The 13,759-nt window shown below is 64.1% G+C and carries 7 protein-coding genes and 4 pseudogenes; all 11 read right to left on the reverse strand.

Features of this window, described 5'->3' with window-relative positions; genetic code table 11:
* Positions 1 to 226, reverse strand: a 226-nt coding sequence (locus tag XAXN_RS10905; RefSeq protein WP_485129896.1) for a transposase, incomplete at its 3' end; no start/stop codon positions are given.
* 176 nt (positions 227 to 402) lie between these two features.
* On the reverse strand, positions 403 to 2,775 hold the full coding sequence (locus tag XAXN_RS10910; protein ID WP_054319573.1) for a methyl-accepting chemotaxis protein: 2,373 nt from the start codon (positions 2,773 to 2,775) through the stop codon (positions 403 to 405).
* Positions 2,776 to 2,788: 13 nt separating this feature from the next.
* Positions 2,789 to 3,739, reverse strand: a complete 951-nt coding sequence (locus tag XAXN_RS10915) for a transporter (protein ID WP_342364469.1) — start codon at positions 3,737 to 3,739, stop codon at positions 2,789 to 2,791.
* A gap of 171 nt (positions 3,740 to 3,910) precedes the next feature.
* Positions 3,911 to 5,683: pseudogene (locus XAXN_RS10920) on the reverse strand (methyl-accepting chemotaxis protein); the annotation flags it as partial.
* 38 nt (positions 5,684 to 5,721) lie between these two features.
* Positions 5,722 to 6,810: pseudogene (locus XAXN_RS10925) on the reverse strand (IS3 family transposase).
* Positions 6,811 to 6,886: 76 nt separating this feature from the next.
* On the reverse strand, positions 6,887 to 7,420 hold the full coding sequence (locus XAXN_RS10930; protein ID WP_054319574.1) for a hypothetical protein: 534 nt from the start codon (positions 7,418 to 7,420) through the stop codon (positions 6,887 to 6,889).
* A gap of 320 nt (positions 7,421 to 7,740) precedes the next feature.
* A pseudogene (locus tag XAXN_RS23500) lies at positions 7,741 to 9,991 on the reverse strand (methyl-accepting chemotaxis protein).
* A gap of 241 nt (positions 9,992 to 10,232) precedes the next feature.
* Positions 10,233 to 12,242: a chemotaxis protein CheA gene (locus XAXN_RS10940; RefSeq protein ID WP_054319575.1), complete on the reverse strand. Its 2,010-nt coding sequence runs from the start codon at positions 12,240 to 12,242 to the stop codon at positions 10,233 to 10,235.
* A 33-nt stretch (positions 12,243 to 12,275) separates the two neighbouring features.
* Positions 12,276 to 12,641, reverse strand: coding sequence for a response regulator (locus tag XAXN_RS10945; RefSeq protein ID WP_002806565.1), 366 nt, complete (start codon positions 12,639 to 12,641; stop codon positions 12,276 to 12,278).
* A complete protein-coding gene (locus XAXN_RS10950; RefSeq protein ID WP_054319576.1) occupies positions 12,638 to 12,946 on the reverse strand; it encodes an STAS domain-containing protein in 309 nt (102 codons plus the stop codon). The genes XAXN_RS10945 and XAXN_RS10950 overlap by 4 nt, the downstream gene beginning before the upstream one ends.
* Before the next feature lie 102 nt (positions 12,947 to 13,048).
* Positions 13,049 to 13,759, reverse strand: a pseudogene (locus XAXN_RS10955) (chemotaxis protein CheW); the annotation flags it as partial.

Raw genomic sequence — 13,759 nt, forward strand, 5'->3', positions numbered from 1 at the left:
GATTGAACGACTGCTGGACGACGTACATCCGCAGCATCCGCTCCAGGCCAACTGGATGGCGACCTTTGCCGGCCCTGGGATAGTGCGGGGCGATCACCGCGCACAGTGCCATCCACGGCACCAGCGTCTCCATCCGTGCCAGGAACACATCGCGCCGCGTCGGGCGACGGTATTGTTCAAACCCGTTGCCCTGGTCAGCTGACATTGCCAAGGTCCGCTGCTTCATCGGCTTGCACCACCATCGCTGCGAAGCACTTATCCTCGCATCTTTGGAACTTGATCAGCGTTGCCTTAGCGTCGTTGTCCAGCAAGCTAGCGGTTGAAACGCCAAGTTATTTAATTGTGAAGGATTGGCATGCGTGACTGCGGCAGATTCAGGCCGCAGTTGCGCACTGGCCATGCTCAGAAGTCCTGCCACTGGCTGTCGTTGCCGGCGGCCGCCGCCATCGCGTTCACTGCCGGCTTGCGTGCACTCGGCACACGCGTGTTGCTCTTGTTTGCCCGGGCAACAGCGACCACGCTAGGCTTTGTGGCCGCTGGCGTTGCGGCCTGCGACTGCGGCGCATCGGCCAGGGTAAAGCGCGACACTGCGTGTGCCAGCTGGCTGGCCTGGTCTTCCATGGTGCGCGCAGCGGCAGTGGCTTCTTCCACCAAAGCGGCGTTCTGCTGGGTCGCCTCGTCCATCTGGGTGATGGTGAGGTTGACCTGCTCGATGCCCGACGACTGTTCCTGCGACGCGGCAGCGATCTTGCCCATGATGTCGGTCACACGCTGCACGCTGGCGACGATATCGGCCATGGTGGTGCCGGCCTGATGCACCAGTTGCGAGCCCTCGGTGACCTTGCTCACCGAATCGTCGATCAAGTGCTTGATCTCTTTTGCGGCGCCGGCCGAGCGCTGCGCCAGCGTGCGCACCTCGGAGGCGACCACCGCAAAGCCGCGGCCCTGTTCGCCGGCACGCGCCGCTTCCACGGCGGCATTCAAGGCCAGGATATTGGTCTGGAACGCGATGCCGTCGATCACGCTGATGATCTCGGCGATCTTCTTCGACGAGACCTCGATGCCGGACATGGTGGTCACCACCTGCGCCACCACCGCGCCGCCCTGAGAAGCCACACCAGCCGCACCGATCGCCAGCTGGTTGGCCTGGCGTGCGCTTTCAGCATTCTGTTTGACGGTGGAGGTGAGTTCCTCCATCGAAGCGGCAGTCTCTTCCAGGTTGGCCGCTTGTTGTTCGGTGCGCTGCGACAGGTCGTTGTTGCCGGCGGCGATTTCGCTGGAGGCAGTATGAATGCTGCCGGCCGCCTGCTGGATGCGCCCGATCACCAGTGCCAGCTGCTCGGCGGTGGTATTGGCATCGTCGCGCATCGTGGCGAAGACACCATGGAATTGGCCCTGCATGCGCGCACTCAAGTCGCCGTCGGCCAGTGCGCTGAGCAGGCGCGACACCTCGGCGATACTGACCGCGTTGGCATCGAGCAAGGCATTGAGCTGTTGTGCCAGTTGCAGGAAAAAGCCTTGTTTTCCGGTGCTGTCGATGCGCTTGGAAAGATCGCCGGCAGCGGCGCTACGCACCACGTCGGCAACATCGATTTCCACGCGCGCCTCGGCAGTGCGGTCGCGCCATTCGCAGACAAAGCCCAGATGCGCGCCGGCATCGTCGCGAATTGCCGAAACGTTCTGTGCGATGCAGGTGGTGCGGTACTGCACCTCGCGTTGGGCAGCGCCCTGGCGGTCCAGACGCTGATAGATCTCTGCGTCCTGTGCGTTGCCCACTTCCAGCAGGGAGACCGGTTGGCCGACCAGGTTGGCGGTGCGATTGAACGCGGGCGCACAGGCCTGGATATCGTCTGCGCAGGTGTGCAGCAGGTTTTGCAGCGCACTATTGGCGTAGATGATGGTGAGATCAGGGTCGGCGATGTACATGCCGGTGGACGCGTTATCCAGTGCGGTACGGATGCGCAGGTTTTCCGCTGCGATGCTGCGCTCTCGCTCCAGGCGCTCGCGCAGGTCGCGCTGCATGCGCGCCAAGGCGGCCATCAGGCTGCGAGAGTGCTTTGCGGAGACCGGGATCGGTTGATCCAGGCGGCCTTCGGCGATGTGCTGTGCGGCCGCCATGGCCAGCTGCGGCTCGCCGCCAAGCAGGCCGAACACCGAGCGCAAAATCCAGCCGGCCGCCAGCGCCAGGCACACGAACGCCAGCACCACGGCGCTACTTTGCTGCCACATCACCCGATGGCTGTATTGCTCTGCCTGGCGGCGGCTGGCCTCGTTCAAGGCCAGGATGCGCTCGCTGATGGCGCCCATGCGGGTTTGAAGCTGGCTGAACTTGTCGTTGAAATCCGCGTAAGCCGCTGCGCTGTCCGCATGCGTTTCGGCAGCTTTCACCACGTGGTCGGCAGATGCGATATAGGCCTGCAGTGCCGGTGTCACCGCGTCCAACTCGCTGCGCAATGCAGGGTCCAGCGGCAGTTTGCGGTTGGCTGCCAGCGACTCGCCGAATTCGCCAGCATGTTCGCCCAATGTGGTGCGTGCGGCTGCAACTGCTTTATCGTCTTTCGTGGAGGCCGCAAGCAATGCCGCGGTGACATCGCCGCGCAAGGCGTCATGCATCATGTCCGCCTGCATGTGGTTGCGCAGCGCATCGGAGGAGATGACCTGTGCGGCAATCGCATCGAGCAGACCGCGCTGGCCGTTATAGCCCACGCCACCCAAGGCGAGCAGCGCCAATGCGGCCACCAGCACCAGGACGCCCAGCATGTGTATGATCTTCATGGTGCAACCCGTGTCAGAAGCGGAAAGAAAGGCCCACGCCGAGCGCGTGATCCGGTGAGCGGTCGTTGAGTCCGCGGCTGTAGACCGCGTCCAGTTGGACGTCGTTGCTCAGCAGCCATGCCGAGCCGACATCGAGCAGGGCGACGGTACCGCCGTCGTCGCTCCTGGCGATCTGCGGCAACGCCACTTCGACGAACGAGCGCACGCGGTCGTTCCAGGCCTTGCCAAGAACGGCGCCGAAAATGCCGGCGGTATAGCGGTTGCCTTGGCCATCGTCGTCCCAGATCACCCCGGGCATCATGCCCGCGGAAATGCTGTCGCTGAGCTCCCATTCGGCCACCAGCCGGAACGAGGGGCGCGCACCATGGCCGCGCAACGCCTGCGCGCCGCTGGGCAGATCCACATGCAGCAACCAGGCCAGCGAGGTCTTGCCATCGTCGGAGCTGGCCAGGTGATGTTTGATGCCAAGCGAGACATCGGACATGCCGCTCACCAGCGCATCGCCGGGCAGGTCGATGCGCTGCCAGCCGTCGGTTTCCAGCCGCAATTCCCAGGTCTGGCCCAGGCCGTAGCGCAGCAGCGTGGGGGTGGAGTACGCGTCCACCGCGTCATCGCGTTCCCACGCGACGCTGGTTTCCACCTGCACGCGGCGGTCGCCGACGGTGAGGCTGGATTCCACGAAATCCGGACGGTCGGTCGCGATCGGGTCTTCAGCGCGGGCATGACCGATCACACCCAACAGCACAAAACAGCTGGCGATAACAGACGGCTTCATGGCATCCTTTGCGTGGCAACCTGCGGAAACAAATATCCGGATGCATACGTCGGCTGTGTTGGCTGCAACAGTAAGCATGCATTGCTGGACCGACTGCTGCGGTGTGTGCAGGCAGTCGATGTCATCCACACTAACGGCATCCCTGCATGATTCTTGATGCGCGTCGGACGAGCGGAAGAGGTAGGGCATGCACAGCGCGCCGATGACGCGCCATGCGGGATGCAGCTGTGGAAAGCGAGTAACGCTGCGTGCGTTTTGCGCTTGTGTTCGCTTGCAAGTCAGTGAGGGCGGGGAATCAGAAATCCTGCCACTGGCTGTCGTTATCGGCGGTGCCGGACGACTTGCCCACGGGCCCACGGGTTCCACCAGTGCGGCATTCTGCTGCGTGGCTTCATCCATCTGGGTCACGGTGAGGTTGACCTGCTCGATGCCGGACGATTGCTCCTGCGAAGTGGCGGAGATTTCGCCCATGATGTCGGTGACGCGCTGCACGCTGGCGACGATCTCGCCCATGGTGGTGCCGGCCTGCTGCACCAGCGACGAGCCTTGCTCCACCTTGCTCACCGAATCGTCGATCAGGTGCTTGATCTCTTTGGCAGCACCGGCCGAGCGTTGCGCCAGCGTGCGCACTTCCGAGGCGACCACCGCAAATCCGCGGCCTTGTTCGCCGGCACGCGCCGCTTCCACGGCGGCATTCAAGGCCAGGATATTGGTCTGGAACGCGATCCCGTCGATGACGCTGATGATCTCGGCAATCTTCTTGGACGAGGTCTCGATGCCCGACATGGTGGTGACGACCTGCGCTACCACCGAGCCGCCATGCGATGCCACGTCGGCCGCGCCGATGGCCAGCTGGTTGGCCTGACGTGCGTGCTCGGCATTCTGTTTGACGGTGGAGGTGAGTTCCTCCATCGAGGCCGCGGTTTCTTCCAGATTGGCGGCTTGTTGTTCGGTGCGCTGCGACAGGTCGTTGTTGCCGGCGGCGATTTCGCTGGTCGAACCAGTGATGGAACTGGCCGCCTGCTGGATGCGCCCGGCGATGCCGGCCAGCTGCGTGGCGGTGGCGGTGGCGTTGGCGTCGTCGCGCATGCGCGCGAACACGCCATGGTACTGGCCATCCAGGTGCGCGGTGAGGTCGCCTTCGGCCAGGGACGCCAGCAGCTCGGACAGCTTGCCCAGGTTGCGGTCGCTGACCTCCATCATCGTGTTGAGGTCGTTGATCATGCGCGCCGAGTCGTGCTTGAAGCGCGTCGCATCGCCGCGTTGACTGAAGTCGCCGTTAGCCGCGGCCTGGGCCAGGCGTTTGATCTCGGTGTTGATCGCCAGCAGGCTGGCCTTGGCTGCATCCATCGCTTCGTGCAGCACCGCACGCGTGCCGGGCAGGCGTGCGGCATTGCGCGACAGGTGGCCTTGCGCATACTCGTTGAGGATGCCGATCGCATCGACGATGGCATCCAGGTGCTCGAAGATCATCGTGTTGATGCCGGTGGCCAGCTCGCCGTAGACGCCCGGGAAATCGGTCGGCATGCGGTGGGTGACATCGTCGCCGGCATGCATGTGCACCATCACCTTGGTCTGCGCGGAGAAGCGCTCCAAGGTGTGAACCATCTCGTCGGTTGCCTTGAGCATCTGGCCAATTTCATCGGTGTCGTGTTCGGCGGTCCGCACGCTCAGGTCGCCGCGCGCCACCCCCTTGATGGCCGCCAGGTCACACGACACCGGCTCCAGGAGTGAGTTGCCGATCATCCAGCCCACCAGCAGATTGATCAACACCAGGGCGCCACCGGCGAGCGCAACGATGCCGGTGAAAACCAGCGCCTGCGATTGGGTGTCGTCCAGGTACACGCCGGTGCCGATCACCCAGCCCCACGGCTTGTACAGCGCCGCGTACGAGGTTTTCTGCACCGGCTCTTTCTGCCCTGGCTTGGCCCAGGTGTAGTCGACATAGCCGCCGCCGGCCTGCGCTGCGGTGACGAACGCAGGAAACACGCGCTTGCCGTCCGGGTTGAGCACATCGCTCAACGGCTTGCCTACCAGGTCCGGGCGGGTGGGGTACATCAGCATCGTCGGCGTCTGGTCGGTGACGTAGATGTAATCCACACCGCCGCGTGCGCGCATGGTCGACAGGGTATGGGTAATCCCCCCGCTTTTAGCGGGCTCCAGAAGTGGAGTTATGCAGCCATCGCCAGTTTCATCGCTGGCGTGATGCCGCCTAGCGCCATGTTCGGGCGCTCATGGTTGTACGTCCATAGCCAGCGCGTGGCCTGGTCCTGCACCTGCTCGATGGTGTCAAACAGGGTGCGGGCCAGCCAGGCGTAGCGGACCGTGCGGTTGTAACGTTCAACGTAGGCGTTCTGTTGTGGCTTGCCCGGCTGGATGTGCTCGATGCGGATGCCGTTGCGTTGCGCCCACGCCAGCAGTGCTCCGCTGATGTATTCGGGCCCGTTATCGCAGCGAAGGATGCGTGGCTTGCCGCGCCACTCGATGACCTGCTCCAACGATCGGATCACCCGGGCAGATGGCAGCGACAGGTCAACATCGATCGCCAGCCCCTCGCGATTGAAGTCATCCAGGACGTTGAACAACCGGAAGCTGCGACCATCGGCCAACTGATCATGCATGAAGTCCATCGACCAGACCGTGTTGATCGATTCCGGTACCACTCGCTGTTCGGGCTTCTCGCGCACGAGTCGCTTCTTCGGTTTGATCCGCAGGTTCAACTCCAACTCACGGTAGATCCGGTACACCCGCTTGTGGTTTCAGCCAAAGCCCTTCACGTTGCGCAGGTACAGGAAGCAAAGGCCCAAGCCCCAGTCGCGATACGTCGTCGTCAATCGCACCAGCCAGTCCGCGATCCGGCCGTTCTCGTCCGATGCCTTGGCCTGGTACCGATAGCAGGTCTCACTCACCTGGAAGGTCTGGCAGGCATGCCGGATGTTCGTGCGTCCGACCTCAACCGCTGTTCGGGCCATCTCCCGACGTTGAGATGGCCTCACCATTTTTTTTGCCATCGCCTCCTTCAGCAGGTCGGCACTGAGCTGGGCGTCGGCGTACATCTTCTTCAGGCGCCGGTTCTCGTCCTGCAGCTCCCTGAGCTGGGACATCAGTGATGCGTCCATGCCGGCAAACTTGCTGCGCCACTTGTAGAACGTCGCCGAGCTGATGCGGTGTTCCCGGCACAACTGCGGCACGGGCGTGCCGGCCTGGGCCTGCTTGAGGACGGCCATGATCTGGCTGTCGGTGAAGCGGGATGTCTTCATGGAACCTCCTCGGAAAAGAGTACGAGAAAATTCCACTTCTGGCGTCAACTAACCTGTGGGGGGATTACCCATCGGCTCAGTTGCGCTGCGCAACGCTCACGCTGGCGACCGATTGCTGCAGGCTCTGCAGTTCGGTCCACAAGACCTGGCGGGTATCGCCGCTATGGCCCAGCGACAAGGCTTGTGCGTATTGCAGGTCGCCGTCGTGCAGGGCGCGATTGGCCTGGCGGTGCTGTGCCAGATACTTGCCCAGCTGCTGCTGCACCAGCGCAAATTTGCGTGCCTGCTCGCCCTGCGGCGCAGTGGCCTGGAAGTAGCCGGCATGCCGTGCGATCCGCTGGTGCAGATTGCCCAGACGCTCGTCATAGGCTTCGATACGCGCCGCATCGTGCCTGGCGGCAAGCTGTGCACGTTGATCGTCGCGCAACTGCGCTAGATCCACCGCCAGCGACTGCAATGCGGTGACCGGCACATTGTCCAGAAGCACCGAGACCGGCGCTGCCGGGGCGGCGAAGGAGGGCGGCAAGGAGACGCCGGCAGCCAGCAGCGCTGCAGTGAACACACAACCCAGCACGGTGCGGACAGAGCGGTTGGAGTTGGCGGTGTGCATGCGGACGTCCTTCGATCTAGCGCGGGCAACACGGCCCTCAGTGCGTGCTGTATCGGCCGCAAACGCCTGCGCTTGACCAAATTTCGACCAGCGGCACGCTTGCATGGACTTCGCCGTGACTTTCTTCCTCCTGCGGGACAGATGGCGCGCAGCGCCGGATGAGGGCATGCGCGCAGCCTCGCGCGCGCAACCGCAAGCTGTCGGCAACCACAAGCCAGATGCCTCAGCCCGGTTTCCTCGCGAAAAAAAGCCCCGACATTACTGCCGGGGCTCGGGGCGCACGTGCCGTCTGATCCGGCGGCCGTCTACCTGCAGTGCGCTTAGAACTCCTGCCAGTTCGACGCGCTGTTGGCGGTTGCGGCAATCACCGGGCGTGGCGTTGCTGTGGCTTTGGCCGCGACTCCGGCCGATGCGGGTGCGCGCCTGGTCGTGGCCGGTTTGACAACGCCTGACTTGGCGGCGGCAAGGCGCATCGGAGCAGAGCGCTTGGCCGCAGGCGCCACGGCCGCTACCTGCTGCACCTTGAAGATCGACACCGCATCGGACAACTGACCGGCTTGTTCTTCCATCGCACGTGCCGCGGCGGTGGCTTCTTCCACCAGCGCCGCATTCTGCTGGGTGGTTTCGTCCATCTGCGTCACGGTCAGGTTGACCTGTTCGATGCCGGCCGACTGTTCCTGCGAGGCGGCAGAAATCTCGCCCATGATGTCGGTGACGCGCTGCACGCTGGCGACGATGTCGGCCATGGTCTTGCCGGCCTGATCCACCAGGACCGAGCCTTCGGCGACCTTGCCCACCGAGTCGTCGATGAGGTGCTTGATCTCCTTGGCCGCGCCGGCCGAGCGCTGGGCGAGCGTGCGCACTTCGCTGGCCACCACTGCGAATCCGCGGCCCTGGTCGCCTGCACGCGCCGCTTCCACTGCGGCATTCAACGCCAGGATATTGGTCTGGAAGGCGATGCCGTCGATCACGCTGATGATATCGGCGATCTTCTTCGACGAGACCTCGATGCCGGACATGGTGGTCATCACCTGCGCCACCACGCTGCCGCCTTGCGAGGCAACCGTGGCCGCACCGATAGCGAGTTGGTTGGCCTGGCGTGCATGTTCGGCGTTCTGGCGCACGGTGGAGGTGAGTTCCTCCATCGAGGCGGCGGTTTCTTCCAGATTCGCCGCCTGCTGCTCGGTGCGCTGCGACAGATCGTTGTTGCCGGCGGCGATTTCGCTGGCGGCGGTATTGATCGACAAGCTGGCGTGCTGGATGCGGCCAACGATATCGGCAAGTTGCTCGGTGGTGGCATTGGCATCGTCGCGCATCCTGGCGAACACGCCATTGAACTGGCCTTGCATGTGCTCGGTGAGATCACCTGCGGCAATGGCCTGCAACAGCTTCGACAGCGAGCTGAGGTTGGCATCGGCGGTCGCCATCAGCTGGTTGAGGCTCTCCACCATCGCCTGGAAATCGTACTGGAAACGCTGCGTGTCGCCGCGCACGCTGAAGTCGCCGTTGGCAGCGGCCTGCGCCAGCAGCTTGATCTCGCTGTTCATCGCCAACAGGTTGGCCTTGACGGTATCCATGGTGGAACTCAGCACGGCCTTCTCGCCGGGCAGGCGGTCCATGTCCTGGCTCAAGTCGCCGATTGCATAGCGAGACATGATCTATGCGAGCTTCATCTTGACCGCAATATGCGAGCCGACCAGGCGATTGGTGTCGCGCACCATGGTGCCGTAGTCGCCTGGAAACGCATCGTGTTCCAGGCGGTAGCTGATCTGGCCGGCGTCGTGGCGCTTGGCCATTTCCGATTGCGCTGCCAGTACCGCCTGCAATTGCCGCTGCATGCCTTCCATGCTGTGCAGCAGTTGCCCGGCTTCGTCGCGACTGTCGGCGTGGATGGCGTTGTCGAGTTTGCCCTGTGCGATGGCACTGGCGACCCGCGTGGCGCGAGCGAGCGGGCCGACGATGCTGCGGGCGATGAACCAGCCGGAAAATGCGGCCAACAGCACGAACAGGACCATCGCCACGAGCATGACCTGCACCGAGCGTTGATAGGTCGCCTCGGCCTGCGCGATCTCGCTGTCCATGTGGGCAACGTTGAACCTGGTCAGTTCCACCAGCTTGGCGAACAGGTCGCGCCGCGCCGGACGCGATTGCTCATCGGAGACGCGATTGGCAGTGACCAGATCGCCGGCACGCACCGCGGCGCCGAGTGCGGCGTTGGCCTTGTAGTACGCGGCCAGTTTCAGTTTGACATCGTCGTACAACTCGCTCTCTCTGCCTGCCGTGGTCGTCTTGCTGTAGGCGTCCTGCGCCGTCGCGATGTCGGCGCGCGCCTTGTCCGTGCGTTCGAAATAATTCTGCACCGCCTTCGGATCGTCGGCGTGCGCCAGCTGGGCGAGTTCGTAGGTGCGCAATTCCCCCAGCAACGCGCGCATTTCGCTCAGCTGCTGCACCGCTGGTGCCCACACGGTGCTGATCTCGCGCAAATCCGCCCAGGCTCAAGGTGATCAATGCGGTAAAGGAAAACGCCACGGCCAACTTGCGGGCGACGGCAAGATTACGAAACCAGTTCATAGCGGTCTTCTCGTGTTGCAGAGACGACTGGCCGCGTGGGCGCCCGCCAACAGGTGGGTCAAAGACGTGGCAGAGTCGAAGATCCGGACAAAGGGCCAGAATCTAGCGTCGGTCGTGTCGGGCCGGACGGGTGTTGCTGATGCCGGCAGTCCCCATACTGCCGGCGATCGCTCCAGCACCCATCGTGCATCGATGGCGTGGTGGAGTCTTGCGCCCCGGCATCCACGCCGCGGCAACTGCATTACGCCGCTTGTGGCACCTTGAGCGAGCGCACCAGACCACCGATGTCAACGATCAGCGAAACCCGCCCATCGCCAAGGATGGTGGCGCCGGAAACGCCCGGAATGCGCCGGTAATTGTTTTCGATGTTCTTCACCACCACCTGCTGCTGGCCGAGCAACTCGTCCACTTCCAGCGCGATCTTCTGGCCGTCGCCTTCGACCACCACCACCAGCGATTCCTTGGAGGACTGTTGCCCGCCGAAGCCGTAGTAGTTGGTGAGCGAGAGGATCGGCAGATATTCGCCACGCACCCGCAGCACCCGACCGTCGCCGGCCATCGCGCGGACATCTTCCGCTGCCGGCTGCAAGGCTTCGAGCACGTAGGACAGCGGCAGGATCAGGGTTTCGCCGGCGACCGACACCGTCATGCCGTCCAGAATGGCCAGGGTCAGCGGCAGACGGATCAATACGCGGGTACCGCTGCCGGCGTTGCTTTCCAGCTGCACTTCGCCACCCAGCCCCTGGATGTTTCGGCGGACCACGTCCATGCCCACGCCACGACCGGACAGGTCGGTCACCGCATCGGCGGTGGAGAAGCCCGGTGCGAAGATCAGGTCCCACACCTGCGCATCGGTCGGGTTGTCCGGCACGGCGATGCCGCGTTCGGCCGCTTTTTCCAGGATCTTGGCGCGATTGAGGCCACGGCCGTCGTCGCTGACTTCGATCACGATGTGGCCACCCTGATGCGAGGCCGCCAGGGTAATCGTGCCGGTTTCGTCCTTGCCGGAGGCGCGGCGCGCATCGGGCATTTCCAGGCCGTGGTCGATCGAGTTGCGCACCAGGTGCACCAACGGATCGGCAATCTTTTCGATCAGCCCCTTGTCCAGCTCGGTGCTTTCGCCAATGGTGCGCAGGCGCACTTGCTTGCCGAGGCGGCTGGAGAGGTCGCGCACCAGGCGCGGGAAGCGGCGGAACACGGCATCGACAGGCAGCATGCGCACGCCGATGACTGCTTCCTGCAGATCGCGGGTATTGCGTTCGAGCAAATCCAGGCCGGCGAACAGCTGTTCGGCATGCGCCGGGTCCAGGCCGGTGGAGACCTGCTTGAGCATGGCCTGGGTAATCACCAACTCGCCGACCAGGTTGATCAATGCGTCGACCTTGTCGACGCTGACGCGGATCGAGCTTTCGGCTTCGGCAGCGGCGGCCTTGGCCGGTGTCGCTGCGGCGGCAGCAGGTTCGGTAACGGCGCTCGGTGCAGCGGCGACGGCGGCAACCGGTGCGGCCGCCGGAGCGTCCACGGCCAGGCTCGGCGGCGGGCCAGGCACGGCCATCGGGCGGATGTCCAGCTCGCAGTCGTCCACCACCCAGGCAAAGGTGTCTTCGATCTTGCTGCGCGGAATCTTGCCAATCAGGCCCAGGTCCCACGCCAGATACGCTTCCAGCGGATCGATGTTTTCAAAGCCCGGCATGCGCCCCAGACGAGCGGCGATCTGCAGCGGGCCCAGGTGCTCGAGCTCGCGGATGATGCGCAGCGGGTCGTTGCCGGTCATGAACAGCGACGGCGCCGGGGTGAAACCGATGTGCCAGGCTTCGGGTTCTTCTTCTTTCGGCTTGGCGACCGCCGCGGCTGCCGGTGCTTCGCCAGCGAGCACGGCATTCAACCGGGTGTGCACGGCCTTGACCGCAGCCGGGTCGGCCGGGGTGCCGTGTTCGGCTTCGCGCAACAGGGCGCGCAGCACGTCGACCGAGCCCAGCATCGCATCGACTGCATTGGGTTCGAGCTGGCGCTTGTTGGAGCGCAGCTCGTCCAGCAGCGTCTCCAGCACGTGGGTCAGCCCGGCGACGGCGTCGAAACCGAAGGTGGCAGCGCCGCCCTTGATCGAGTGCGCGGCGCGGAACACCGAGTTGATGATTTCCGGGTCGCGGTTGCCCTCTTCAAGCGACAGCAGCCCGGCCTCCATCGCGTCGAGCCCTTCACGGCTTTCCTCGAAAAAGGTGGCGTGGAAACGTTGCAGGTCCATGCTCATGGGCGTGAAATCCGAAGCTGATGCGAGAAGGGTTTAACCGAGGACTTTCTGGACGGTGGCGATCAGCTGTTCCGGGTTGAACGGCTTGACCAGCCAACCCGTCGCACCTGCCGCTTTGCCTTCGGACTTCTTGTCGGCCGCCGACTCGGTGGTGAGCATGAGCATCGGAGTGAACTTGTAGTCCGGCAGCTGGCGCAGCTCGCGGATCAGCGAGATGCCGTCCATGTTGGGCATGTTCACGTCGGTAACCACGGCATTGAAGCGCTGGCCCTTCGCGCGGCCCAGCGCAACGGCGCCGTCTTCGGCTTCTTCGACGGCAAAGCCGGCAGAGGTGAGGGCGAAAGAGACCATCTGGCGCATCGACGCCGAGTCGTCCACCACCAAGATACGTGCGCTCATGCGGCGTTCTCCACAGATTTCAGGTTGTCATTGGATGCGGGGAGTCCGAGCGCGTCGGTGACGCCGAGCAGACGCGCTGCATCCCTAAAAGTGTCGTTGCAGCCATCGAATCCGGTGTGCAGGCCGGCCTGGCGGCGGCTTTGCACAAAGGCGCAGAGCAACTGCACGCTGGCGGTGTGGATGCGTCGGACTTCACCGGCATCAAGCACCAGGTTGCCGTCCTGGGTGAGGAATCCGGCAAGCTTTTGCTTGAGGTCGGCGCTGGTCTCGATGCCGAGATCCTCACCCAATGTCACTGTGCTCATTGTTGCTCCGAACGGATGGCTCTATGCGTACTAACGGCGGGGGGCGGAAAAGCTTTAACGGTGAATCGTCGTGCGAGCAGGTGCGAGCAAGCTAGGCGCGCATCAATGCAGCAGATGGGTGGCATCGAGCAGGATCATCGGCTGATGGCCCAGACGTGCGACACCGCGGAACAGGTTGTTGTAGATGCGGCACAGGCGTGCGTTGTCAGGCGGTTCGATCTGCTGATCGGTGAGGCTGGTGACGTCTTCCACGGCCGACACGCGCAGACCCATGGTTTCGCCGTTTTCTTCCAGCACCACCACGCGGGTCTGCAGATCCATGTCCACCGGCGATGAGCCCAGGTGGATACCCAGATCGATCACCGGGACCACCTGGCCCCGCAGATTCATGATGCCAAGCATGGCGCTGGGCGTGCCGCGCAGCGGCAGCAGCGGCACCGGCAACACCACTTCCTGCACCTTGAGCAATTCCAGTGCATAGGTCTGTTCGCCGCAGCGCAGACGCAGCCAGCGGGTGCTGCGTTCGCTGGCGCGGCGTTCGGCGTGAATCTTGTCGGCCTGGCCGGGGGCCAGCAGTGCCTGCAGCCCGGTCGGCGCCGGCGCGTGTGCCGGCGCCGGTGCTGCACGGGGGAGCGGGGCGCGCGCCGGCGGCCGGGGTTGGTGCGGGCACCGCGATCGGTGCGGCCTCCAGCCCGAAGGCCGGGTCGGCATCCATTTCTGCCAGCAGATCGGCGGTGATCAGGTCCACGGCATTGGGCGCGGCGGGGAACGCCGGGTCGGCATCCATTTCGGCGAGAAAGGCGGCAGCGCTGG

It is taken from the genome of Xanthomonas axonopodis, from assembly GCF_001304695.1.
GTDB classification, from domain to species: Bacteria; Pseudomonadota; Gammaproteobacteria; order Xanthomonadales; family Xanthomonadaceae; genus Xanthomonas; species Xanthomonas axonopodis.

Coding starts and splice junctions, on each gene's coding strand:
- XAXN_RS10910 (WP_054319573.1), bottom strand. CDS start 2,775: ATGAAGATCATACACATGCTGGGCGTCCTGGTGCTGGTGGCCGCATTG.
- XAXN_RS10915 (WP_342364469.1), bottom strand. CDS start 3,739: ATGCCCTACCTCTTCCGCTCGTCCGACGCGCATCAAGAATCATGCAGG.
- XAXN_RS10930 (WP_054319574.1), bottom strand. CDS start 7,420: ATGCACACCGCCAACTCCAACCGCTCTGTCCGCACCGTGCTGGGTTGT.
- XAXN_RS10940 (WP_054319575.1), bottom strand. CDS start 12,242: ATGAGCATGGACCTGCAACGTTTCCACGCCACCTTTTTCGAGGAAAGC.
- XAXN_RS10945 (WP_002806565.1), bottom strand. CDS start 12,641: ATGAGCGCACGTATCTTGGTGGTGGACGACTCGGCGTCGATGCGCCAG.
- XAXN_RS10950 (WP_054319576.1), bottom strand. CDS start 12,946: ATGAGCACAGTGACATTGGGTGAGGATCTCGGCATCGAGACCAGCGCC.